Source organism: Granulicella aggregans (genome assembly GCF_014203275.1).
Taxonomy (GTDB): Bacteria; Acidobacteriota; Terriglobia; order Terriglobales; family Acidobacteriaceae; genus Edaphobacter.
In genome coordinates this window covers 46187-69844 of the sequence record NZ_JACHIP010000005.1, presented here as the reverse complement: position 1 = coordinate 69844, position 23658 = coordinate 46187, and the positions used below count along the sequence as shown (strand labels likewise).

The following is a 23658-nucleotide window of genomic DNA, read 5'->3' as shown; positions in this document are numbered from 1 at the left end:
CCTGTTCGTTCCAGGGTGCTATCGCGCTTAGCAATTCAGGCGGCTGGCGGCGTGTGCCACCGGCAGCGCATTCTGGATGATCGCGGCGAAGGTCTGCGGGTTCAGGCTCGCTCCACCGACCAGGGCTCCATCGATCTCCGGCTGCTCCATGATGCCCGCGATGTTGTCCGGCTTCACGCTTCCGCCGTAGATAATCCGCACCATCTCCGAACACTGTTCTCCGAGCCGCGCTGCGACTTCACGGCGAATGATCCGATGCGCCTCCGATACCTGGTCCGGCTTCGCCACAGATCCCGTGCCGATCGCCCAGACGGGCTCGTACGCGATCACAATGGGTTCGGCCTCTTCGGGCTTAACGCTGTTCAGCGCGCAACTGATCTGCCAGCGCAGGACCGCTTCAGTCAGTCCCGACTCGCGCTTGTCATGAGTTTCGCCCACGCACACCATGGGAATGAGACCCTGCGCGAGCGCCGCCCGCAGCTTCCAATTCACCATGTCGTCCGTCTCGTGCGCGTAGATACGACGTTCGGAGTGACCCAACAGCACATGGTCGCAGTTTATGCTCGCCAGCATGGTGGGCGAAGTCTGACCCGTGTACGGGCCTTCATTCAGCCAGTGCATGGTCTGCGCTCCGGCCGAGACGTTCGTGCCCTGGACGGCCCCGATGACAGACGCCAGCGAAGACATCGTCGGATAGATCGCGATGTCGATGTCGTCGATGTTGCAGACCAGGGGGAGAAACTCGTGTAGGAAGGCGACCGACTCAGCGGGCGTCTTGTACATCTTCCAGTTCGCGGCGATCAGTGGCTTACGCATCAGCGACTTAGTATCCCACTTTGAGCACGCTGAGGGAAGAGACCGCGCTTGAAAAGATTCACACGGATTTTATTCCGAATACCGGAGCGGGGGTGGCATTCCGTCGCCATGCTCGGTAAAGTTAGCTTTCAACCCTTTGCAGCGAACCAATACAGGAGATCACTTTATGCCGCTTCCCAATGACGAAAAGCTCATCGCACTCAGCGAAGCCCTGATCGAAAAGTTTCAGGCCATCTTCGGCGCTTATCCCGGCATCCGTCCGGCGCATGCCAAGGGCATCCTGCTGAAGGGCGAGTTCACCCCTGCGGCGGGAGCCTCGACGCTGAGCCGTGCTCCCCACTTTGCGAGCGCTTCAACCCCGGTCACAGTGCGTTTCTCAAACTCGACTGGCGTCCCGCTCATCCCGGACAACGACCCGAATGCGAACCCGCGCGGCATCGCCGTCCGCTTCCACCTCGGCGAGCGTGTTCACACCGACATCGTCGCCCACTCCACTGACGGCTTCCCAACCCACACCGGCGAAGAGTTCCTCGAATTCCTGCAGGCGATCGCTGCAAGCGCTCCCGGAACACCCTCTCCCACGCCCGTCGAAGCATTCGTCGGCTCGCATCCCGCAGCTCTCGCATTCGTGCAGACACCCAAGCCTGCCCCGGTCAGTTTCGCCACGGAAGGCTACTTCGGCGTGACCGCGATGGAGTTCCTGAACGCTGAAGGAGCCTCGCAGTTCATCCGGTACCAGATCTCTCCGGAGGCGGGCCTCGATCACCTCAACGACGAAGCGACCAAGGCGAAAGAAGCGAACTACCTCTTCGACGAGATCGCCACCCGTGTGAAGTCCGCCCCGATCGCCTTCAAGGTGAAGGCGCAGTTGGCTGGAGTGGCCGAAGTAGTCGACGACGCGACGATCCACTGGGCTGCTGACAGCAAGATCGTCGATCTCGGTTCGATTACGCTGACTTCGCTGGTCGAAGACGATGCCGCCGAGCAGAAGCACACCATCTTCGATCCGATCCCGCGCGTCGACGGCATCGAGCCATCGAACGACCCTCTGCTCGAGCTTCGCGCTGCGATTTACCTCATCAGCGGACGCCGCCGGCGCAGCGCTTAGTTCTATCCCTCATGCCTGATGATCTCGCGGATCATCGGGTTCAACTCAGGTGGCTCCGGCGCGATCTTATAGGTAGCCCGGAGCATCGCCTCCGGCTCATCCAGTAAGGCCGCATCTTCGGCGAAGAGGGTCAGCAGCGGCTGGCCCTTTTCGACCTTTGCGCCAAGCTTCGTGTGAACCTCAATACCCGCGTATGCGCTTACCGGATCGCCCGGCTTCGCGCGTCCCGCTCCCAGACGCTGGACCGCCCAGCCAACTTCGCGGCAGTCCATCGAATACAGGTAGCCCGCAGTCTCGGCGCTCAGCACGCGGGTGGCTACTGGCTTATGGTGCGATGCAGGGTCATCGAAGACGCGGGCATTACCGCCCTGCAATTCTGTCATCTCAAGCCATGTTTTGTACGCCGCGCCGCTCGTGAGCATCTCGTCTGAGAGCACCGCACCTGACTCCGGCGTCTCAGCTTTGCCGCCAAGATAGAGCATCCATCCCGCAAGAATGTTCGATAGCTCGATTAGGTCGGCGGACATGGGATGCCGTACGTTTCTCATGATATCGACGCACTCCCAAACCTCGACCCAATTGCCGGAGAACCGACCCAGCGGCTCATCCATAGCCGTCAGCAGAGCGACCGTTTTTGTTCCCGCAAGTTCGCCTGTCTCGACCATCAGTGACGCCAGGTGCTTCGCGTCCTCGTACTTCGACATGAATGCGCCGCTGCCCGTCTTTACATCAAGCACAAGGCCGTTGATCCCCTCAGCCAGTTTCTTGCTCATGATGCTGGCGCAGATCAGGTTTGGCGACTCCACCGTGCCCGTATGATCGCGCAGGCCGTACAGGATGCGATCGGCGGGAACCAGTCTTGGCGTCTGTCCGGCCATGAAGAAGCCGCACCGTGAGATGACATCGGCGAACTCCGCCATCGAGAGCTGCGTGCGAAAGCCGGGAATGGTCTCGAGCTTATCAAGTGTGCCGCCTGTGTGCCCAAGCGATCGCCCGCTGATCATCGGCACCTTCAACCCGGCGGCTGCGACGATGGGCGCGATCAGCAGGGAAGTCTTATCGCCCACGCCGCCGGTCGAGTGTTTATCGATGCAGAAGCTGTTGAGGAAAGCCGAATCGAATGTCTCACCGGAGTAGCGCATCGCCGTAGTCAGAGTGGCCAGTTCGCGCGCATTTAGCCCCCGCTGCCAAACCGCCATCAGCCAAGCGGCAATTTGCGGGTCGGTGGCAGTGTGCTCGACGACGGCATGGATGAAGTACTGAATCTCCGCATCGCTCAGCGCGAGGCCGTCGCGCTTGTGCAGGATCACATCGACAGGATGGATCTGTTGGGTCTCATTCATACTTGCTCCAATCGGAAGGCCGCAGGAATTAGGTCGGTGAGCTTCGCCTCTGCCGCCGCACCTTTTTCCGCCGGATAAAAGACCCAGGTCTCCGGTGTCGAAAACTCAAGAATGGTCTGCCGGCAAGCTCCACACGGCATGCTCGCCGCGCCATTCAGATTCGCGACCGCGACACCATGGATTCTGATCTTCGGCCCATACATTCCTACTGCCGTTGCAATCGCCGACTGCTCCGCGCAGGTCGTCAACCGGAACGACGCGTTCTCGACGTTGCAGCCGGTGACAACATGCTGCTCTGGCGACTCGCCAGCGGTAATCAGAATGGCTGCGCCGACCCGAAATCGGCTGTAAGGGGAGTGCGAGTGTTCGGCAACCGTCTTCGCCTGCTGGAGAAGATCGTCGATCGTAGCGGCGGCAAAGCCGCTGGCGTGCAGGGAATCGGACATACCGCCATCTTACTCAATCGTCGCTGACCGAATGCTTTGATGGCGCACACATAATCGCGAGGAATCCGCATCTCATCACGAGAGCCCAAAGTAAGCTAAGGGTGAAAGATTTCATGCCGCGCACCCCTGCCAAATCGAAAGAGTCGAAACCGAAGAAGACGGCCAATGTTGAGGCCGTCGTTGTGGAAGAGAACGTCGCATCCGCCGAAGCCGCACTGGCACTCTTCCACCCCATCACCGCCGCGTGGTTCCGCGCAGTTTTTGACGGTCCCACAGCTCCGCAGCGTGAGGGCTGGCCCGCCATCGCTCGCGGCGAATCGACGCTCATCCTTGCGCCCACCGGCACCGGCAAGACCCTCACCGCGTTCCTCTGGTGCCTGGACAAGCTGATGATGCAAACGCCCGCCAGTGCGCCGAAGGGCTGCCGCGTAGTCTACATCTCACCGCTTAAGGCGCTTGCCGCCGACGTCGAACGCAACCTCCGCTCGCCGCTGCAGGGCATTGCCAACATGGCCCAGCGCGAAGGCGTTCCCTTCCGCATGCCGGAGATCAGTGTTCGCACCGGCGATACCTCGCCGAAGGAGCGCGCACGCTTCCGCAACCATCCCGGCGACATCCTCATCACCACACCCGAGTCACTCTATCTCCTGCTCACCTCGGAAGCAGGCGAGTCTCTCCGTTCCGTAGAGACCATCATCATCGACGAGATCCACGCCCTCGTCCCTAGCAAGCGCGGCGCTCACATGGCTCTCTCCATTGAACGTCTCGAGGCGCTCACGGGTCGCTCCATCCAGCGCATTGGCCTATCCGCCACGCAACGCCCACTCGAAGAGGTCGCGCGCTTTCTCGTCGGAGCAACGACCAGAGCAGACGCTGTCAACTCCGGCACCGACGCAGGCCTGATCGCAAACGTCGAAGGCGAAGTCTCCGAAGTGTTGATGGAGGTCGCACAGGATCCAGCAGCGCCGTCCGATGCCGCGGGTCCGGTCTATCGCCCCGTTACCATCGTCAACGCTGGAGCCCGCAAGCTCCTCGACCTTCGCGTCGAAGTGCCGGTTGAAGACATGGCCAAGCTTGGCGAGATCGAAGAGATTCCCAGCGGCCCGGCATCGCAAGGTCCGAAGCGCACTTCTATCTGGCAGTCGATTCACCCACGCCTGCTGGAGATTATTCGCGAGCGCACTTCCACGCTCATCTTCGTCAACGCCCGCCGCGTCGCGGAACGCCTTGCCGGTGCACTGAATGATCTCGCAGGCGAGCCCATAGCCAGAGCCCATCACGGATCGCTCGCCGCCACGCAACGCAGCGAGATTGAAGAATTGCTGAAGGCAGGCAAGATCAAAGCGCTGGTCGCAACCTCTTCGCTCGAACTCGGCATAGATATGGGGGCGATTGACCTCGTCATCCAGATCGAAGCTCCCCCATCAGTCGCCAGCGGCATGCAACGCATCGGCCGCGCCGGTCACCAGGTCGGAGCGCCCTCAAACGGCATCATCTTCCCTAAGTATCGCGCCGACCTCATCGCCTGCGCCGCCGTCACGCGCGCGATGCACGAAGGTCACGTCGAGTCCACGCGCTTTCTTCGCAATCCGCTCGACGTGCTTGCACAGCAGATGGTCGCGATCATCGCGCATCCGCCGCTCGATGTTGCCGACGCTCTTATGCGCAGCAAGAAGAAGTCCGATGAAGAAGAGTCTCCCGGCATCAGCTACGCCGCGCTCTACGCTCTCGTTCGCAGCGCCGCTCCGTTTGCGGGTCTCAGCCAGAGCGTCTTCGACGGCGTGCTCGACATGCTCGCCGGCCGCTACCCATCGGATGAGTTCGCCGAGCTCCGCCCCCGTATTACCTGGGATCGCAACCGCAACTGGCTCACCCCGCGCTCCGGCGTCAAACGCATCGCTATCCTCAACGGCGGCACCATCCCGGACCGCGGCCTCTACGGCGTCTTCCTCTCGGGCGAGCGCAGCAAGCCCGTCCGCGTCGGGGAGCTCGACGAAGAGATGGTCTTCGAGTCACGCACCGGAGACACCTTTATCCTCGGCGCATCGACCTGGCGTATCGATGAGATAACCCACGACCGCGTCCTCGTCTCACCCGCGCCCGGCGACCCCGGCAAGATGCCCTTCTGGCATGGCGATCGCGCAGGCCGCCCGCTGGAGTTTGGCCGCCGCATCGGCGCTCTCGTCCGCGAGATTCGCGAGATGCCGCGCAGCGTGGCCATCACGCAACTCGTCTCGCAGCACGACCTTGAACCCCGAGCCGCCGAGAACGTCCTGCGCTATCTCGCCGACCAGGAGATCGCCACCGTCACTGTTCCTGACGACCGCAATATCGTCATCGAGCGTGTTCGCGACGAGCTCGGCGACTGGCGCGTCTGCGTGCTGACACCCTTCGGCAGCCGCATCCATGCACCCTGGGCGATGGCAGCCACCGCAAAGATCCGCAGCAACAACGGAATGGAAGTCGAGACCATGTGGAGCGAAGATGGCTTCGTTCTTCGCTTCCCCGAGGCCGATGAAGCTCCGCCCATTGAACCGCTGCTGCTCGAACCCGAAGAAGCCGCCGAACTAGTGCTACGCCAACTTGGCTCGACCGCTCTCTTCGCCGCGAAGTTTCGCGAAAGTGCCTCTCGCGCTTTACTACTGCCACGCCGCCGCGCCGATGGCCGCACACCTCTGTGGCAACAACGCAAGCGCGCCTACGATCTCCTAAGTGTCGCCTCCCGCTACGCGTCTTTCCCGATTCTGCTGGAGGCTTATCGCGAATGCCTGCGCGACGTCTTTGACATGCCCGCGCTGATGGAGATCCTTCGCGCCGTTAGCAATCGTTCACTCCGTGTCCACACCGTGGACTCGCGCACGCCGTCACCCTTCGCCTCGGCGTTGCTCTTCAGCTACGTAGCGAACTACATCTACGATGGCGACGCTCCCCTGGCCGAACGCCGCGCGCAGGCGCTCTCCATCGACCAGGACCAACTCCGCGAACTCATGGGCGACGCCGACCTTCGCGAGCTCCTCGACCTCAACGCCATCGAAGAGACCGAAGAACAACTCCAGTGCCTCGCCGACACATACAAGGCAAAGAATATGGACGGCGCGCACGACCTGCTGCTGCGTCTCGGCGATCTCAGCAGGGAAGAGTTACTTCGCCGATGTGTAACCGAAGAGGTTGCAAATACAGTGGGTCGCCTCGCGAAGGCACGACGCGTACTCGAAGTCACCGTAGCGGGAGAGAAGAGATTTATCGCCGTCGAAGATTCGGGGCGCTACCGCGATGCTCTAGGCGTACCTTTGCCACCCGGCCTGCCTTCGGCCTTCCTCAACGCAGTCCCTGAAGCGCTCTTCGACCTGCTGCGTCGCTATGGTCGCACTCACGGCCCATTTACAACCCAGGAGGCCGCAGGCCGCTTTGCGCTCTCGCCCGCGATAGTCGATGCCACGTTGAATCGCCTCGTCGGTACAGGACGCATCGTCGAAGGCGGCTTCCGCCCCGGCGGCATCCATCGCGAGTGGTGCGACAACGAGGTTCTCCGCACGATACGACGCAAATCTTTGGCAAGACTTCGGAAAGAAGTTGAACCCGTCGAGCAGCGCACGCTCGCTCGCCTCATCACGCGCTGGCAAGGAGTCATCCAGCCTCGTCGCGGCCTCGACGCTCTCCTCGACGTCATCGAAAATCTTCAGGGCGCACCTCTCCCGGCCTCCATCCTCGAAACCGAGATCCTTCCCGCGCGCATCCTCAACTACAAGTCTTCCGACCTCGACACCCTAATCGCCGCTGGCGAAGTTGTCTGGGCAGGCTTCGATCCCATAGGCGAACGCGATGGCCGCATCGGCCTCTACCTTGCGGAAAAGCTTCCCGAGCTCTGGCCAATAACGCAGAGTGAAGGAACGAGGGAGAAAGGAGAAGAGCAGTACGCGGGCGCCGCGGAAAAAGAAACCGCGATCGTTGCATATTTGCGGAGCCACGGAGCGTCCTTCTTCTCGGACATCCACGACGCCCTCGGCGGTGGCTATCCCGGCGAGACCATCGACGCCATCTGGAACCTCGTCTGGCGCGGCCAGCTTCGCAACGACGGCCTCGCCGCCCTGCGCGCCTATTGCGAGCGTCCTTCCACCAACTCACGCCCAGCCAAACGCGTCCATAACCAGAGCGCCTTCCGTTCTCGCCGCACAACTCCGCCAACCGTGCAAGGCCGATGGACCCTGCAATCCACTGCCTTTGATACAGAACGCTCCGCCACCAACTGGTCGCACGCCATCGCGCATCAGTTGCTCACGCGCTACGGCGTCGTCCTGCGTGAGACCGCACATGCCGAGAACCTCCCCGGCGGCTTCTCCGCGATCTATGACGTGATGAAGGCCCTTGAAGAGAGTGGCAAGGTCCGCCGTGGCTACTTTGCCGCTGACCTAGGAGCCACGCAGTTTGCGATGCCCGCAGCCGTTGATCTGCTGCGCTCGTTGCGCAACGAGCCTGACCCTGGCAAGAGCGAGATCGTCCAACTTGCCGCAACTGATCCCGCCAATCCTTACGGCTCACTCCTCCGCTGGCCGGCCGCTCCCGACGCATCTTCGTCGCTCACCCGAAGCGTCGGCGCTCGCGTGATTCTGTGCAATGGCTCGCTGATCGCCTACCTGCGCCGTGGCAATTCCAATCTGCAAGTCTTCCTCCCCGAAGAAGAGCCGCAGCGGTCCCAGACGGCTCGCACACTCGCAGAATTCCTGGTAAGCCACGTACAGCTCGAAAGCTCGCAACCCAGCGAACGCGTCGGAATGCTGATCGCAACCATTAACGGCATCGCCGTCGCAGAACACCCTATCGCCCGCATCCTCCTCGATGCCGGTTTCCAGGCTGCCCCAATGGGCTTCAACGTCCGCCGCAATCTGCCGTCGTTGCCCAGCCAGCAAAGAGAGGCGCGACCGAATGCCTGAGGGCGACACAATCTTCCGAGCCGCTCGCGCGCTGCAACGCGCCATCGGCGGCAAGGTCGTCACTGGCTTCGAAACCGGTTTGGCCCCGCTCGCTCGCGTGAACGACGACACCCCGATCATCGGCCGCACCGTAGAGAGCGTCGAGTCCCGAGGCAAGTGGTGCCTCATTCACTTCTCCGGCGATCTGATCCTCGTGACCCATATGCTGATGAGCGGAAGCTGGCACATCTATCGCACCGGCGAGCGCTGGCGCATGCCTCATCGCGCCATGCGTGCAGTCATCCATGTCGCAGACTACGAAGCGGTCGCCTTCAACGTCCCGGTTGCTGAGTTCCACACCGCACGCTCACTCGAACGCTATACGCAGATCCCCAAGCTGGGCCCCGATATTCTGTCGGACGACTTCACCGTCGAAGCAGGCGCGAAGCGTCTGGCAGAATACGGTGCCGCCAACCCCAACGCCGAGATCGCGGTCGCCTTGCTGAATCAGCGCGTGCTCGCAGGTCTCGGGAATGTCTATAAGAGCGAGATCGCCTTCATCGCTGGCGTCAACCCTTTTCGCGCTATGAGCACCATCTCGCCGCGAGAGAGGGAACAGATGGCCGAGTTCGCACAGAGTTATATGCAGGCCAACGTTCTCGACGGTTCTGGTGACGGTATCGTCACTTACTTCGGCAATCGCCGGACGACAGGAAACTCAAACCGCGACGAACGTCTCTGGGTCTACGGCCGTCAGGGAGAAGAGTGCCGCCGCTGCGGAGCCACCATCATGATGCGCAAGCAGGGCGAGCAGGCGAGATCAACGTACTGGTGTCCCGACTGCCAGCCCTGGGTCGGATCGGGCGTCGCCCCAATAGGCAAGAACTCTCCTAAACGGCGCGGCAAGGTCGGCTGCTGAGCCGTTAAAGCAGCGCCAGAACCTCGGCCGGCTCCGTCCTCACGCGAAAGTCAGCATGCGCCTGGCTATAAGCGATCACGCCGTCCCGCCCGACCAGGAACGTTGCCGGCAACGGCAGCCGCCAACTCGCCTCAGTCGCATTGTGGTAGCTCAGCCCCGCGTTATTGAAGGGGATGTTGATCAAGATGCTCTGGTAGTACCGACGCTGAACTTCGGGAATGCTGTAGGCAACGCCATACTCTTCCGCGACCGCCGCGCCGGGATCGGAGAGCACGGGAAACGTCAGCGCATGCTGCTCGATCATGAAGTTGCTCTGCCGCACGCTCTGTGGCGCGATGCTGACGAACAACGCCCCACGCTTGCGCAGCTCCGGCTGAAGCTCGCGCCACGTCTCCATCTCGGTCACGCAGTAGGGACACCACCTGCCACGAAAGAAGCTAACTACCGTCGGTCCCAGCGAGATCAGGTCTGCCAATTGCACGACCTTGCGTGAGCTGGCATCGATCAGGCTGAAGTCCGGTGCCTTCCGCCCGGGCTTCAATATCGCGTCTTCAATACCTGAGGCAAACAGTTCTGCCGTGGCTTGTTCCGAGATGGCCAGACGATCGGCCTGCACCAGAGCCCGCGTCCTGGTTGTAATCTCGTCCAGCCTGTCCTGCAGGCTCGTCTGCGGTGTAACGTTCATGACTACATTATCGCAGCCGTGGCGGTGGTCTTCGCTGTGTCCGACGTCACGGTTCCGTGCTCGCAACTCACTGGCGCCGCAGTCTTCGCCTGCTTCACAACAGGACGGTCGGCATCCGGGGCGGCGGCCTGCGCTGTTTGCTGATCAACCTGCTTCAACAGCGTCAACAGCCGTGCAAACCCTTCCTCTCGCGCCTTTTTGTTGGCGGGAGTCGTCGCGGGCGAAGGATCTTCGCCTGCGCGCATGAATCCATGTCCTGCGCCTTCGTAGGTCACGGGTTCGAACTTCTTTCCTGCGGCCTTCATCGCCGTAATCGTGTCCGGCAGGGTGGCGCCGATGCGCGCATCATTACCCGCGTAGAAGCCATACACCGGGGCCACAACCGTGGTCACATCCGATGGCGGAGGCCCGTAAAAAACAAACGCCGCCGACAGGTCCTTGCGATGGGTCGCGAACGCGAACGTCTTGCCGCCTCCCCAGCAGAAGCCCGCAACTGCGAACTTGCCATTTGCTGAGGGAAGCTTTTTGCCGTAGTCCGCCGCCGCATCCAGATCCGCCGTCACCACAGCAGCGTCGAGTCCGGAGACGGCCTTCACCGTAGCCTCCTGATCGGCGAACTCACTTGATCCGCCACCTTTTGGCCCAAGGCCGCTCAGCAGATCCGGCGCAACGACGATATATCCCTCCGCCGCGATCTCATCGGCCATCTCCTTCGCCCAGTCGCTCAGCCCGAAGATCTCGTGGATCAGCACCACCACGGTCGCCTTCTGTTTCACCTCGGGATAGACGACATACGCCTGCAACGAACGGCCATCATGCTTCAGCGTTACCCACTCGCGATGGCGCGGCGACTTGTCGAGCCGTGCTTTTGCCCAGTCCTGCGCATGAACAACCGGAGCGGCGAGAGGAACCAGGACGAGGGCGGCGGCAAGCTTGAGCAGGGAACGGTTCCAGAATGGCTTCATGCGAAGAAGTGTAATCCGCCCCCGCGTCTCGCGACAACCGTGGCGCGAGGATTGAATTCACCCGATGAATCGCCAACAAGTTCGGGCGCCCCATCTTCGCGACAGCTCTATCGTCGCTAAGTTGGCGAAGCGCCGCAAACCGCTAAACTGTCTCGATGGCCTTCCACTTCCGCGCCGCCACTGTCGCCGACATCCCCGCCATCCGCGAGCTTATTGCCGCCTCGGTCCGCACGCTCCAAATCGAATACACGGTCGAACAGCGCGAACTTACCCTCGCAACGGTCTTCACTGTCGATACGCAATTGATCGCCGACGGCACCTACCTCCTCGCCTTCGCGGCGGACGGCACGTTCGCCGGCTGCGGCGGATGGAGCAAGCGTAAGACGCTCTACGGCGGCGACCACCAGGTTGAAGCAATCGAACCCGAGTTCCTCAATCCAGCGATGGACGCCGCAAAGATCCGCGCCATATTCATTCACCCGGCTTTCTCGCGGCAAGGCCTCGGTTCCACCATCCTCGAACGATCTGAGAATGCCGCAAAGGACGCCGGTTTCCGCCGCTTCGAGATGGGAAGCACGCTCTCGGGCGTGCCGCTCTACAACCTCAAGGGCTATCGCAAACAGGAGGAGATCAGGGTGCCGGTTGGTGCAGGGGAGGGAATTGCTGTCGTGCGGATGGTGAAAGAGATTTAAGTACAACCATCATCCTTCGAGCCGCGCAGGCCAAAGCCGGCGCGAAGGACGATGTCATTCAGGTGCTGCAATTATATGACGTGGAGCAGAAGCAGAATTAGGACGATGAGCAGGATCGTGCTGATGCCGCCTCCGCCATAGTAGCCAAGCCCAGGGCCCATGCGGGCTCCGCCAAAACCGAAGACCAAAATCAGAACGATCAGAAGGATAATCATGCTTTCTCCGTGCTACTTAATTTCACAACACGGAGTGAGATGCAGATTTTGATCGTGGCGTAATAAAGATGTTGAGACGCGAGGCCTATCGCCCAAACCGTTGCTTCCCCTGCATCTGGCTCATCATCCTCTGCTGCGCCTTGATGCCTCCGCCGCCGCCCATGGTCTTGAACATCTTCCGCATCTGCGCGTACTGACGCAGCAGGTTGTTCACGTCTTGCACCGTCGTGCCGCTGCCCCGCGCGATGCGCTTGCGGCGGCTGCCGGAGATGATCTCGTGGTCCTGGCGTTCCTTGTTGGTCATCGAGTTGATGATCGACTCCACGCGCCCAAATTGCTTCTCGTCCACATTTTCCGCAGCCTGAGCCATGCCGGCGAAGGGGCCCACCGAGGGCAGCATCTTCAGGATCGACTTCATCGATCCCATCTTCTTGATCTGCCGTAACTGGTCGCGGAAGTCGTCGAGCGAGAAGCCGTCACCCGAGAGCGCCTTCTTCGCGAACTGCTCCGCCTTGCCGCGGTCGAGCTTCTCTTCCGCGCGTTCAAGCAGCGTGGCGATGTCGCCCATGCCCATAATGCGGCTGACGATGCGGTCCGGGTGGAACGCCTCGAAGGCGTCCGGCTTCTCTCCCGTGCCGAGGAACTTGATCGGCGCTCCGGTCACGTGGCGGATCGAGAGCGCAGCACCGCCGCGCGCGTCGCCGTCCATCTTCGTCAGCACGACGCCGGTCAGCGCGAGCAAGTCGTGGAAGCTCTTCGCGGACTTCACCGCGTCCTGGCCGGTCATCGCATCGGCGACAAATAGGATTTCGGAGGGGTTCAGCAGCTTCTTCAACTGCGCCATCTCGTCCATCAATGTGGAGTCGATCTGGTTGCGGCCTGCGGTGTCGACGATCAGGATGTCGCAGCCAAAGTTGGCGGCCTCCCGGCGCGCTTCCCTAGCGAGTCGAAGCACGAGATCGGAGTTTGCCGTCTCGCCCTTCAGGTCGCCCTCGTAAATGTTGGCTCCGATTGACTTCGCGACGATCGCAAGCTGCTGCCGCGCGGCGGGACGGTATACGTCGACCGAGACCAGCATCGGCCGATGCCCGGACTTCTTCAGCCACTGGCCCAGTTTTCCGGACGTGGTGGTCTTACCCGAACCTTGCAAGCCGGCCATAAGAATGACGCTCGGCGGCTGCGAGGCGGTTTTAAACTTCGCCGTGTCCTTGCCTAACAGGTTCACCAGTTCGTCGTGCACGATCTTGACGATCTGCTCGGACGGGCTGAGCGCGGTGGTGACCTGCGTCCCCATCGCCTTGGCGCGGATGTGGCTGACGAGTTCGTCGACGACCGTAAGGTTTACGTCGGACTCCAGCAGCGCGAGGCGGATCTCCTGCAGTGCCTCGCCAATGTTTTCGTCGGAGATGGTGCCCTGGCCACGCAGGTGCTTAAAGGATCGTTGCAGCTTATCGGAAAGGTTCTCAAACATAATTTTCGTCTCGTCACCAGTTTATCAGCGAGATACACGTAGCGAGGCTGGTGCTAGCGTGGCTGGTTCGACTGACCTCATCCCGCCCTTCAAGAAGCGCCACGGAGCCGATAATCAACCCATGCACCCGAGTGAGAACGCGGCTGAGGGCACGACGGCGAACGCCCCCGTCGAGGGGAGCGCGAGACTCATCCGCGAGTACGCCGCCTATCTCCGGGTGGAGAAGGGCCTGCGTCCGGCCTCCTGCGCCGCCTATACGCTCGATCTCGAGCAGTTCGCCGAACATCTCGAGAAGACCGACGGTCTCCTGCTCACCGCCCTTCAAGCTGACGTCAGTGCTTTTATGCAGCGCCTACGTGCCAATCACGTCGAATCCCGCTCCATCGCCCGCAAGTTGAGCGGTCTGCGCGGCTTCTATCGCTGGCTGCTGATAGACAAGAAGGTCGCCCACGATCCCACTGTCAACATCGAGACGCCCGCAAGCTGGAAGGTTTTGCCCAAGTCGCTCGCGGAGTCCGAAGTCGCCGCGATGCTCGACCGCACTGGCATCGCTGCCTCCCATCCTGAGGCTGACGCTCTCGCGCTGCGCGACCACGCCATCCTCGAACTCCTCTACGCCGGTGGCTTACGCGTCGGCGAAATCTGCGCCCTACGCGAAGAAGACCTTCACCTGGACCAGGCCCGCGCCCAGGTTCGCGGAAAGGGAGATAAGGAGCGTATCGTCCCGCTCGGCGAAAAAGCGGTCGCAGCCATCGAAAGCTATTTGCAGCGCGGTCGTCCGGCGTTGGCGAAGGCCCGCATCCAGCGCGCTCTCTTCCTCAGCAAAACCGGCAAAGCCCTCACCCGCCAATGGGTGTGGGAGATGGTTCGCTCGGCCGCTCCGGCAGGCACCAAGGCCAGCCCACACAAGCTTCGCCACAGTTGCGCCACCCACATGGTGGAGCACGGAGCTGATCTGCGCAGCGTGCAGACGCTTCTCGGCCACGCCGACATCGCGACCACGCAGGTTTACACTCACGTCGCCATGGAGCACCTGAAGCAGGTCCACCGCCTGCATCACCCAAGAGGCAAGCGCCGCGAGCGTCCTGTTGAGGCCGTCGCATGACCGCCGAATCCGCCGAAAGCCAAGAGGAAAAGGCTCGTCGTTCTGAGCGCAGCGAAGAATCCCCGCATTCTTCTGCCCCGGCAACCATCCCCAGCGCATTCCACCAGCAAGCTCAGCGCTTCCTGGAGATCCTCGCCAACGAACGCGGCTCCTCCGCGCACACCCTCCGCGCCTACACTCGCGAGATCCACAATTTCGCCGCGCATCTCGACGACGCCTTCACTTCCTCCGGCAGCTTTGCGTCGGTGGAGCACCTCCACATCCGCGCCTACCTATCTCTTCTTTATGACCGCGGCCTCACCAAGGCGAGCGCCGCCCGCGCGCTCGCGGCCATTCGTTCCTGGTTCAAGTGGCTGGCGAAGGAAGGGGTTGTCCAGCAGAATCCCGCGCTGCTTGTCTCCACGCCTAAGCGCCCGGTTCGTCTTCCGCGCGTGCCGAGCATGGAAGACGTCAACCGTGTCCTCAACTCGCTCGAAGGCACGGCCAAGCAGGAAGAGGCCGCAGCGTGGCCGGAGCGCGACCGAGTTATCTTCGAGCTTCTCTACGGCTGCGGCATCCGCAACTCGGAGCTGGTTGGCATCGACCTCAACCACATCCAGTGGAGCAACGACACCATCCTGGTGCGCGGTAAGGGCCGGAAAGAACGCTATGTCCCGCTTGGAGACGAAGCCGCCGTTGCCATTCGCTCTTATCTGCCAGCCCGCGAAGCGAAGCTCACCGCGGCAGGGAAGGGCGTGCTCCTCTTGGAAGGTCCGCTACTCATCAATATGCGTGCGCGGGGAGACTGCCGCCTCACCACGCGCAGCGTCGGTCGTATCGTAAAGGCGATCGCCCAGTCTCGTGGCCTAGCTGCCGACGTCCACCCGCACACCCTGCGCCACGCCTTCGGTACCCACATGCTCGAAGAGGGCGCAGACCTCCGCGCCATCCAGGAGATGCTCGGCCACGAGCGCCTCTCGACGACCCAGCGCTACACCCAGCTCACCGTCGGCCAGGTCCAGCGCGTCTACGACGAGACCCATCCCAGGGCCCGCAGCTAGCTTTTACCGGACGCGAACCTGTCTCGCCACTATGTGCCCAACGGTGCGGCTAGTACCTCGGGACGCTCGGATCGACCGAACGTGACCAGCCATCGATTCCACCCGCCAGCGATTGCACATGTTCGAATCCCTGCGCCCGTAACCACATGGTCACATTCAGCGATCGCGCCCCATGGTGGCAGATAACGACAATGGGCTCGTCGGGGTCTATCTCTGCATGAGCACGCGAGGGCACATCGCCCATCGGCATCAGCAAAGAGTTGTCGATATGCGCGGTGTCGAACTCCCATTTTTCGCGAACGTCGAGCAGCAGAGGGGGATCGGTTTGTTTCAGTTGCAGGACAAGGGCTTGCGCATTGATCTCTGGATCGAGCATTCTAAAAGAATAACTTCCTTCTGCTCTGGCTACCAAGGTGCCTCGCGGACCGAAAACCTGAAGCGTTTGGTGACTGGAACCGGCGTTTAGGATGCCCAGAGTTTTGCCCTTTGGAACCAAGGTAATATGCCCAAGAATGGTGCAACCTGTTCCAATCGATGACATCGACTGAGTCGGCTTTCCTTGCGCCCCGTCATGGCGATGTTTAAATTTTCTGAGCACCTCCGGCCACAAACAGGACCGGAAACGTGCGGAGGGTTGTTGTTCTGTGAATAAAGTTTTGATCGTCGAAGATGAAGAGCACGCAAGAACCGGTCTTACGGAGCTCATTGAGTCTTGGGGATATCGCGCCAGTTCCGCCTCAAACGGTGTTGAAGGCCTGGAGAAGGTAATCCAGTGGTCCCCGACGATCGTTGTTACCGACCTCAAAATGCCACGCATGGATGGAATGATGCTGCTGCAGCGCATCACCGATCTGCCGGAGCGGATTGCCGTCGTCATGCTCACTGCCCAGGGGTCGATCGACTCTGCCGTTGAAGCGATGCGCCTGGGGGCCTTTGACTATCTGCCCAAGCCAATCGACTCCGCCCGCCTCAAGACCATCCTGCACAACGCAACTCTCCAGAAGGAGACCGATGTTGAGCTTGAGCCAGTTCGTCGACTTGCCCATGACAGCGGCACGCTCGGATCGCTCGTCGGCAGCTCCCCGGCCATGAAGGCCATCTTTAAACTCATTGAGCGCGTGGCGCCGTCGAATGTTCCCGTCCTCATCACCGGCGAAAGCGGCACCGGCAAAGAGCTTGTAGCCCGTGCCCTGCACGATCTTAGCGCCAGACGCACCAAACCCTTCGTTGCCGTCAACTGCGCCGCCATCCCGGAGACGCTGATCGAAAGCGAGATCTTCGGCCATGAGAAAGGCGCCTTTACCGGCGCCATCGAGCGCCGGGCCGGCTGCTTCGAACTCGCAGAAGAGGGCACCCTGCTGCTCGACGAGATCGGCGAGATGCCTGCGGCAACACAGGCAAAGTTGCTTCGCGTCCTCGAAGACCGGGCCTTTCGCAGGCTCGGCAGCAAGGTCGAGACGCCGATCGACGTCCGAGTCGTCGCCGCGACCAACAAGAATCCGCAGGAGGCCGTCGAGAACGGCGAACTCCGCGGAGACCTCTTCTATCGCCTCAATGTCTTCAACGTCCAGATGCCGCCTCTGCGGGAGCATCTGGTCGATGTCCAGGCCATCGCCGAGAAGATGATCGACGACATGAACGCCCGGCACGACTGCACGGTGCAGGGAATGTCCGAAGAGTTGCTCGCAAAGCTGACCGCCTATGACTGGCCAGGAAACGTCCGCGAACTGCGAAACACGATCGAGCGGGCGACGATTCTTGCCGGCTCCGGAACGATCGGCGTCGATCATCTGCCGCCTAACTTCGGCGAACCCGGATTCTCTCCGCTTGCGCGCCGACCCAGAAACTCCCAACGCACGATGCCTGACGGTGAGGTTGCACAGCCCTCCTCGCCGGAGCGCCGGGCGGAGGAGCGCCGCGCCGAGGAGAGGATGGTCTCAGTGGAGGTGGGCACAACCGTCGACGAGGCGGAGCGCCAGCTTATACTGAAGACCCTGCAGTCCACACAGAACAACAAGACCAAGGCAGCTGAGATTCTCGGGATCAGTTCCAAAACTTTACAGAACAAGCTGAAGGAATATAGTGCTTCCATGCGGACGGAATAATTAAGTCATGCGGCTGAAGACAAAGCTCGTTCTCGCGGCGACCGGGGTCACGCTGTTTGTTGTGCTGCTGCTGACTGGGCTCTTTATCGCGGAGCTGTTGCGGCAGAGGATCGAGCAGACCGCCACTTCAAACGAGGTATTGGCAAACCAGGTAAGGTCGACAGCGCGGCATGCGCTTGAGTCCGGTCTTGCCCGCGACCTTAGCGCCGGAGCCTCCGAAGGCGAGCTGATGAAGAGCGTCAGCGCCGTGCTTCGTAGCGATGAGACGTTGCAGGCCCAGATGGGCGCGATCGTTCGCTACTCGCTGACTGTGCAGGATGTAAACGTCACCGACTCGCACGGCATCGTCCTTACCAGCACCGATCCTGACGCGGTCGACCAGCCCTCCGCGGGCCGTATAAGCCTTCAGGCTGTATCGATGCGCGGACTTATCTATCAGTGGCGGCAGGTCTTCGGCGTACCGCATGTCTTCGACCTCGGATCGGCGCTAAATCGTAACGGTCAACCCTTTCTGATCGTCCATATAGGAGTGCGTTCGACCTTCATTCGCGCCTCATTCGCCCCCGGCCTGCGTGATGCTCTCCTCTTTGCTGTTCCGGCGACGCTTCTTCTCGTGCTGGGTGCGGGAGCCCTGACAAACATTGCCTTACGGCCGCTTGAAGCGGTCAACGCGCAATTGGAACTCCTCAGCGTCGGTGCCGAAGAAGACGGCGCTCAGTCCGTCGACGGCGTCTCGAATCATCCAGACGGAGAGCAGCGAGACACGGTCGTGCGCGTCGCCAAGACCATCGACCGGCTGGAGCGCAAGATGCGCAGCAAGGAGACTCGATACACCGCGCTTCAAGCCAACATGGAACAGATGCTGGACACGCTCCGCGACGGCGTCCTGCTCCTGGCCCCGGATCGGGCTACGGGAGAGTTGCGGTCGGTGATGGTGTCGGACGCGGTCGCTCCCTTTCTACGCGTGCCTGGGGAGGAAGGCCCCCCAAAACGCCACGGCGAACTCATTGGCCGCCGCGTTGAGGAGATCTTTGCGCCGGAGACCGCGCTTGGTGCTGCGGTGGCTGCTGCCCTCGAGCATGACAGAACCACCCCTGAGTTCGCTGTGCTCGACGACGGCCGGCAGGTCCAGATCTCGCTCGACCGCATCCCCGATGGCAATACACCGGGATCGGACATTGGCATCATGCTGACGCTTCGCGATATCGACAGCGCGATGCAACTGGAGCAGGAGCTCGAGGTGTCCCGCCGTCTCGCCGCCATCGGAAGGATCACTGCCGGTGTCGGGCATGAGGTCAAGAATCCCATCAACGCCATGGTCCTTCACCTTGAGCTCCTGCGTGGAAAGCTGTCTGCCAACGGCGACTCTGGCGAGTCCGCGCAACGCCACGTCAACATCCTCGCCAGCGAGATGCAACGCCTCGACCGTGTAGTGCAGACGCTCGCAGACTTTTCCCGTCCCATGGAGCTCAGACTGCGTATCGTCGATCTGCGCGAAGTCGTGGCCTCGGTCATCGACCTGACCTGGGAACAGATGAAGGACAACAACGTAACAGTGAAGGCTGAGGCGGTACGAGGTCCGCTTCTTGTCCACGTAGACTCGGACCTGATCCGCCAGGCGATCCTCAACCTTGTTCTGAACGGGATGCAGGCCATGCCGGGCGGCGGCATGGTGACCATCATCCTGCGCCGCGAAAATCAATCCGCCGTCATCGAAGTACGCGACCGCGGCACCGGAATCGAGGCGGAGCTCTTGCCACGAATCTTCGAACTCTACTTCACGACAAAAAAGACCGGAAGTGGTATTGGCCTGGCTACCACGTACCGTATCCTGCAAATGCACGGGGGAACGCTGGCTGTCCGGTCTACGACTGACATGCAGTCGGAGGATCGAGGCAGCGCATTTACGCTCACCTTGCCGATCTCATCACCGGGTTCTAACATGCGGGTAGACACATCCACCCAGAACAGCTTTGCGGTACGAGGCGCACAAGCGTGACACAGCTTCGGACGAACATCGGCGCGTCGACCGGCCTTGCGCTGATGTGCGCGCTTCTGGCTGGATGCCTTCATCAGCAGACCGCTCCCGCGCTGGCCCCCCATGCGAAGACGCCGAACATCTACGTTCCGCCTCCGGATCAAGCCGATCTTCCGCCCATGGATTCAAAGCCTCCTGCCGGTGTCACCGATGCGAAGCCGGTCGTCGCCGAAGAGGTGAAGCCGAAGAAACGGCCGAAGAAGCAGCCGAGCACGACTCCGCCGACTCCCACGGTCGCTACGACCAATCCCCCCGTCGAGATGCCGCCGCCTGATTCGGCAAAGCTCGGCGCGCTTGGTTCGGGCATTGACGCCAGTCCTGGCCAGCAAAAGGACGTGGCCGACAAAATCTCCGCAGTTGAGAAACGGATCATCGACCTTCCTGGCACCGTGCAGGATCACGAGCAGAGACAGATCGCCAAGGTGCGACTATTCCTGAAGGAAGCCTCAGACGCCCTCAAGGGTGGTGACGTTGAAGGCGCGAGGATCCTTGCGACCAAGGCGGACTTGTTGGTCGATGACGTTCAAAAGTGAGCCGGCGAAGTTCGCGGTTTGAACGGCTGCACCTAGACCGTTCTCTGCAGCGCTAAGAAGCTATGCCGTGGCACTTCTTGTACTTTTTGCCAGAGCCGCAAGGGCAGTCGTCGTTCCGGCCAACCTTCTCGCCAGTCCGTGTCGGAGTTGCTGCCCCATTGCCATTAGCCGCTGCCCCAGACGCGCGAGCGGCATCAAGCTCCCGCTGCTTCTTGCGCTGGAACTCCTTTTCGAGCGCATCGATGGTCGTCGAAGGAGCGCGCGTCGGAACCGCGACAGGTGCCGGTGCCTGATGTTGGGCAGCGCTGCCGTTTCCGTTGGAGCTTGCCTCAATCTGCCTTGGCTCGCCCTGTCTTAGCTCGCGCTGTGCTGGCTCATCGTCAGGCTCCTGAAGCCCAAGCTGGGCATCGGGAGCGATGAAGGTGACCGTCTCGGGATCGATAGGCGTTCCGTCGGGACCGATGATCTGCATCCGGAAGAGATGGCGTGCCGTGTCTTCCTGGAAGCGCATCATCATCTGCTCGAACATCTCGAAGGACTCCTTCTTGTAGGCGACCAGCGGGTCCTGCTGCGCGTATCCGCGCAGACCGATGCCTTCCTTCAGGTGGTCCATGGCGAGCAAGTGATCCTTCCAAAGGCCGTCCAGCACGGAGAGCATGACGATGCGCTCGTGATAGCGCATCGCCTGCGGTCCGAGGATGAGTTCCTTGCGGTCGTAACGCCCACGCAGCTTCTCGAAGATCGTCTCGCCAAGTTCGTGACGGGTCAGCTCTTCGATCTTGAGCTCGTTTTCGAAGCGAACGCCGAAGACATCATATAGCTGGTTGAAGATGACGTCGGTCTTCCACTCGTCGGGATGCGCCTTCTCGGGTGCGTTCTCGTCGAGGATGTTTGAAAGGATCGTCGAGACGTAGTCGTCGGTGATGAGCTGCTTCTGGTCGACGCCTCCCATCAGCTGCCGACGCAGACCGTAGACGGCCTCACGCTGCTTGTTCATCACGTCGTCGTACTCGAGGACGTGCTTGCGCGACTCGAAGTTCTGCGTCTCAACTGCCTTCTGTGCGGCTTCGATGCGGTTCGAGATCATCTTGCTCTCGATGGGCACGCCCTCTTCCATGCCCATACGCTGCAGCAGGGTAGAGACCCACTCGCGCGCAAAGATGCGCATCAGGTCGTCTTCAAGAGAGAGATAGAAGCGCGACGCTCCGGGGTCGCCTTGGCGTCCGGCGCGACCACGAAGCTGGTTGTCGACGCGTCGTGACTCATGGCGCTCAGTCCCGATGATGTGCAGACCACCGGCAGCGATCACCGCCGCGTGCTCGGCCTTGGCCGCAGACTCGTGCGAAGCGATAGCAGCATCCCAGGAGGCTTGCGGCGTCTCGAACTCCTGCGACTGGTAATAGAACCGGACGTGGCCTGGAGTTGCGATGGGATTGATCGCACCTTCAGCGGCGGAGACAGCCCGCGCCTGGGACTTCTTCACCAGCTCCTGGCGAGCCATGAACTCGGAGTTACCGCCGAGCAGGATGTCGGTACCGCGGCCCGCCATGTTGGTGGCGATGGTGACCATGCCAAGCCGTCCAGCCTGCGCGACGATTTCGGCTTCCTTCTCGTGGAACTTCGCGTTGAGGACGACGTGACGTACGCCTTTGCGCTTGAGGATGTCCGAGAGCAACTCGGACTTCTCGATCGACGTGGTGCCGACCAAGACGGGCTGCTTCTCTTCGTGCAGACGGGAGATCTCGTCGGCGACAGCAAAGTATTTCTCCTTCGCGGTACGGAAGACCACGTCGGAGTTCTCAATACGCTGCATCTTGCGATTCGTCGGTGTCACAACGATGTCGAGCTTGTAGATCTTATCGAACTCGGCGGCCTCGGTGTCGGCGGTACCGGTCATGCCGCTGAGCTTCTTGTACATGCGGAAGTAGTTCTGGAAGGTGATGGTGGCCAGCGTCTGGTCTTCCTTCTTGATGGCCACGCCTTCCTTGGCTTCGACAGACTGGTGCAGGCCATCCGACCAGCGGCGGCCCGGCATGAGACGGCCGGTGAAGGTGTCGACGATGATGACTTCGCCGTCTTTTACCACGTACTCCACGTCGCGCTTATAGAGGTTGTGCGCCTTGATGGCAGTCTCGACGTGATGCTTCAGGTCCCAGTTCTCGGGGTCGGCGATGTTGCCGATGCCGAGCAGGCCTTCGATCTTCTCCCAGCCCTCATCCGTGACCGTGATGGCGCGGGCCTTCTCGTCGACGACGAAGTCGCCGGAGTAGGTTTTCGTCTCGAGCGTCTCAATCAGTTCGCCCAACTCCAACTCGGGGATGATGACGTTGACGCGGGCGTACTTGTCCGTTGTCTGGTCGGTCGGGCCGGAGATGATGAGCGGAGTGCGGGCTTCGTCGATCAGGATCGAGTCCACCTCGTCGACGATGCAGTAGTAGTGGCCCCGCTGCGACTGGTCGGCGAGTTCGAACTTCATGTTGTCGCGCAGGTAGTCGAAGCCGAACTCATTGTTGGTGCCGTAGGTGATGTCGGAGCCATAAGCTTCCTTGCGCTGGCGGTCGTCGAGATCATGCACGATCACGCCGACCGAGAGGCCGAGGAAGCCGTAGATCTTGCCCATCCACTCGGCGTCGCGCTTGGCGAGATAGTCGTTGACGGTGACGACGTGGACGCCGCGGCCCGCAAGGGCGTTCAAGTAGCAGGGAAGCGTCGCGACCAGCGTCTTACCTTCGCCCGTCTTCATCTCGGCGATCTTGCCGGAGTGCAGGATGATGCCGCCGATGAGCTGGACATCGAAGTGACGCATGCCGACGGCGCGCTTGCCAGCCTCGCGAACGACGGCGAAGGCCTCGGGCAGAATCTCGTCAAGCGCGGCCTTTTCAGCAGCGTAGAGGGCGTCCTCGTCGGGCTTGCCCTGCTCGTCATTCGGCACGTTCGCTGCGGCGATCGATTCGGCGATGCGCTGGCGGAATTCGACGGTCTTGTTGCGGAGCTGCTCGTCCGTGAGCGAGACGATGGACGGCTCGAAGTCGTTGATCTGCTGGACGAGGGGCATCAGGCGCTTGACGGCGCGTTCATTGCTGGTACCGAAGACTTTCGAGATTACTGAGTTAATCAAAACCGGTCCTTTGGGCGCGATAGCGTCCATTGATTAGTGTAAATGGTTCGATGCCTAAGTTCGCCGTCCGCTGCAGGTTGGGCGGATTTGTCACGAGGGTTTTCGCGGGTTGGAGTAATCTGCAGTGAACAGCAAGTACGGTCAGAGTT

18 protein-coding genes are annotated in these 23658 nt (G+C 61.3%); 9 read left to right on the top strand and 9 right to left on the bottom strand.

Translation table 11 applies throughout. From position 1 onward, the window contains the following. Positions 1 to 27 precede the first annotated feature (27 nt). Positions 28 to 816 (bottom strand): triose-phosphate isomerase, encoded by a 789-nt coding sequence (gene tpiA / locus HDF16_RS17555; RefSeq protein WP_184219451.1) that lies wholly within the window; start codon positions 814 to 816, stop codon positions 28 to 30. A gap of 166 nt (positions 817 to 982) precedes the next feature. On the opposite strand from tpiA, the gene HDF16_RS17550 reads away from it, so the two are divergent. Further along, positions 983 to 1924 (top strand): catalase family peroxidase, encoded by a 942-nt coding sequence (locus tag HDF16_RS17550; protein ID WP_184219447.1) that lies wholly within the window; start codon positions 983 to 985, stop codon positions 1922 to 1924. A gap of 2 nt (positions 1925 to 1926) precedes the next feature. Here the strand turns inward: HDF16_RS17550 and HDF16_RS17545 are convergent, their stop codons facing one another. Together HDF16_RS17545 and HDF16_RS17540 are read right to left on the bottom strand one after the other, a co-directional pair. Continuing rightward, positions 1927 to 3267: a thymidine phosphorylase gene (locus HDF16_RS17545; RefSeq protein WP_184219444.1), complete on the bottom strand. Its 1341-nt coding sequence runs from the start codon at positions 3265 to 3267 to the stop codon at positions 1927 to 1929. Continuing rightward, positions 3264 to 3713, bottom strand: a complete 450-nt coding sequence (locus tag HDF16_RS17540) for a cytidine deaminase (protein ID WP_184219441.1) — start codon at positions 3711 to 3713, stop codon at positions 3264 to 3266. The genes HDF16_RS17545 and HDF16_RS17540 overlap by 4 nt, the downstream gene beginning before the upstream one ends. Before the next feature lie 113 nt (positions 3714 to 3826). On the opposite strand from HDF16_RS17540, the gene HDF16_RS17535 reads away from it, so the two are divergent. Then, a complete protein-coding gene (locus tag HDF16_RS17535) occupies positions 3827 to 8644 on the top strand; it encodes an Lhr family helicase (protein ID WP_184219438.1) in 4818 nt (1605 codons plus the stop codon). Continuing rightward, a complete protein-coding gene (locus HDF16_RS17530; RefSeq protein WP_184219435.1) occupies positions 8637 to 9542 on the top strand; it encodes an Fpg/Nei family DNA glycosylase in 906 nt (301 codons plus the stop codon). Before HDF16_RS17535 ends, HDF16_RS17530 begins: the two co-directional genes overlap by 8 nt. A gap of 4 nt (positions 9543 to 9546) precedes the next feature. On the opposite strand, the gene HDF16_RS17525 is transcribed toward HDF16_RS17530, so the two are convergent. Continuing rightward, positions 9547 to 10227: a peroxiredoxin family protein gene (locus HDF16_RS17525; RefSeq protein WP_184219432.1), complete on the bottom strand. Its 681-nt coding sequence runs from the start codon at positions 10225 to 10227 to the stop codon at positions 9547 to 9549. A 2-nt stretch (positions 10228 to 10229) separates the two neighbouring features. Beyond that, a complete protein-coding gene (locus tag HDF16_RS17520) occupies positions 10230 to 11192 on the bottom strand; it encodes a dienelactone hydrolase family protein (protein ID WP_184219430.1) in 963 nt (320 codons plus the stop codon). A gap of 155 nt (positions 11193 to 11347) precedes the next feature. Between HDF16_RS17520 and HDF16_RS17515 the strand changes: the two genes are divergently transcribed. Beyond that, entirely contained in the window at positions 11348 to 11884 is a 537-nt protein-coding gene (locus HDF16_RS17515; protein ID WP_184219427.1) for a GNAT family N-acetyltransferase, read from the top strand. A 71-nt stretch (positions 11885 to 11955) separates the two neighbouring features. Here the strand turns inward: HDF16_RS17515 and HDF16_RS17510 are convergent, their stop codons facing one another. Together HDF16_RS17510 and ffh are read right to left on the bottom strand one after the other, a co-directional pair. Continuing rightward, positions 11956 to 12099 carry a DUF3309 family protein gene (locus HDF16_RS17510; RefSeq protein WP_184219425.1) on the bottom strand — a complete coding sequence of 48 codons (144 nt, stop codon included), beginning with the start codon at positions 12097 to 12099 and terminating at the stop codon, positions 11956 to 11958. A gap of 85 nt (positions 12100 to 12184) precedes the next feature. After that, on the bottom strand, positions 12185 to 13570 hold the full coding sequence (gene ffh / locus HDF16_RS17505) for a signal recognition particle protein (RefSeq protein WP_184219422.1): 1386 nt from the start codon (positions 13568 to 13570) through the stop codon (positions 12185 to 12187). Positions 13571 to 13691: 121 nt separating this feature from the next. Here ffh and HDF16_RS17500 point away from each other — a divergent pair, with 121 nt between their 5' ends. After that, a complete protein-coding gene (locus tag HDF16_RS17500) occupies positions 13692 to 14675 on the top strand; it encodes a tyrosine recombinase (RefSeq protein WP_184219419.1) in 984 nt (327 codons plus the stop codon). Beyond that, positions 14672 to 15715, top strand: a complete 1044-nt coding sequence (locus HDF16_RS17495) for a tyrosine-type recombinase/integrase (protein WP_184219416.1) — start codon at positions 14672 to 14674, stop codon at positions 15713 to 15715. The genes HDF16_RS17500 and HDF16_RS17495 overlap by 4 nt, the downstream gene beginning before the upstream one ends. A gap of 49 nt (positions 15716 to 15764) precedes the next feature. On the opposite strand, the gene HDF16_RS17490 is transcribed toward HDF16_RS17495, so the two are convergent. After that, complete coding sequence (locus HDF16_RS17490) at positions 15765 to 16091, bottom strand: rhodanese-like domain-containing protein (RefSeq protein ID WP_184219413.1); 327 nt, start codon at positions 16089 to 16091, stop codon at positions 15765 to 15767. 268 nt (positions 16092 to 16359) lie between these two features. Between HDF16_RS17490 and HDF16_RS17485 the strand changes: the two genes are divergently transcribed. From HDF16_RS17485 to HDF16_RS17475, 3 genes are read left to right on the top strand one after another with little or no spacing between them, the layout of a single operon-like run. Continuing rightward, entirely contained in the window at positions 16360 to 17820 is a 1461-nt protein-coding gene (locus HDF16_RS17485; protein WP_184219410.1) for a sigma 54-interacting transcriptional regulator, read from the top strand. Positions 17821 to 17827: 7 nt separating this feature from the next. Then, positions 17828 to 19819, top strand: a complete 1992-nt coding sequence (locus tag HDF16_RS17480; protein ID WP_184219406.1) for a sensor histidine kinase — start codon at positions 17828 to 17830, stop codon at positions 19817 to 19819. After that, entirely contained in the window at positions 19816 to 20391 is a 576-nt protein-coding gene (locus tag HDF16_RS17475; RefSeq protein ID WP_184219403.1) for a hypothetical protein, read from the top strand. The genes HDF16_RS17480 and HDF16_RS17475 overlap by 4 nt, the downstream gene beginning before the upstream one ends. A gap of 52 nt (positions 20392 to 20443) precedes the next feature. On the opposite strand, the gene secA is transcribed toward HDF16_RS17475, so the two are convergent. After that, positions 20444 to 23509, bottom strand: a complete 3066-nt coding sequence (gene secA, locus HDF16_RS17470; RefSeq protein WP_184220750.1) for a preprotein translocase subunit SecA — start codon at positions 23507 to 23509, stop codon at positions 20444 to 20446. Between the last annotated feature and the right edge of the window lie 149 nt (positions 23510 to 23658).

Coding starts and splice junctions, on each gene's coding strand:
- HDF16_RS17550 (WP_184219447.1), top strand. CDS start 983: ATGCCGCTTCCCAATGACGAAAAGCTCATCGCACTCAGCGAAGCCCTG.
- HDF16_RS17490 (WP_184219413.1), bottom strand. CDS start 16,091: ATGCTCGATCCAGAGATCAATGCGCAAGCCCTTGTCCTGCAACTGAAA.
- HDF16_RS17545 (WP_184219444.1), bottom strand. CDS start 3,267: ATGAATGAGACCCAACAGATCCATCCTGTCGATGTGATCCTGCACAAG.
- tpiA (WP_184219451.1), bottom strand. CDS start 816: ATGCGTAAGCCACTGATCGCCGCGAACTGGAAGATGTACAAGACGCCC.
- HDF16_RS17520 (WP_184219430.1), bottom strand. CDS start 11,192: ATGAAGCCATTCTGGAACCGTTCCCTGCTCAAGCTTGCCGCCGCCCTC.
- ffh (WP_184219422.1), bottom strand. CDS start 13,570: ATGTTTGAGAACCTTTCCGATAAGCTGCAACGATCCTTTAAGCACCTG.
- HDF16_RS17510 (WP_184219425.1), bottom strand. CDS start 12,099: ATGATTATCCTTCTGATCGTTCTGATTTTGGTCTTCGGTTTTGGCGGA.
- HDF16_RS17500 (WP_184219419.1), top strand. CDS start 13,692: ATGCACCCGAGTGAGAACGCGGCTGAGGGCACGACGGCGAACGCCCCC.
- HDF16_RS17540 (WP_184219441.1), bottom strand. CDS start 3,713: ATGTCCGATTCCCTGCACGCCAGCGGCTTTGCCGCCGCTACGATCGAC.
- HDF16_RS17495 (WP_184219416.1), top strand. CDS start 14,672: ATGACCGCCGAATCCGCCGAAAGCCAAGAGGAAAAGGCTCGTCGTTCT.
- HDF16_RS17525 (WP_184219432.1), bottom strand. CDS start 10,227: ATGAACGTTACACCGCAGACGAGCCTGCAGGACAGGCTGGACGAGATT.
- HDF16_RS17515 (WP_184219427.1), top strand. CDS start 11,348: ATGGCCTTCCACTTCCGCGCCGCCACTGTCGCCGACATCCCCGCCATC.
- HDF16_RS17535 (WP_184219438.1), top strand. CDS start 3,827: ATGCCGCGCACCCCTGCCAAATCGAAAGAGTCGAAACCGAAGAAGACG.
- HDF16_RS17530 (WP_184219435.1), top strand. CDS start 8,637: ATGCCTGAGGGCGACACAATCTTCCGAGCCGCTCGCGCGCTGCAACGC.
- HDF16_RS17480 (WP_184219406.1), top strand. CDS start 17,828: ATGCGGCTGAAGACAAAGCTCGTTCTCGCGGCGACCGGGGTCACGCTG.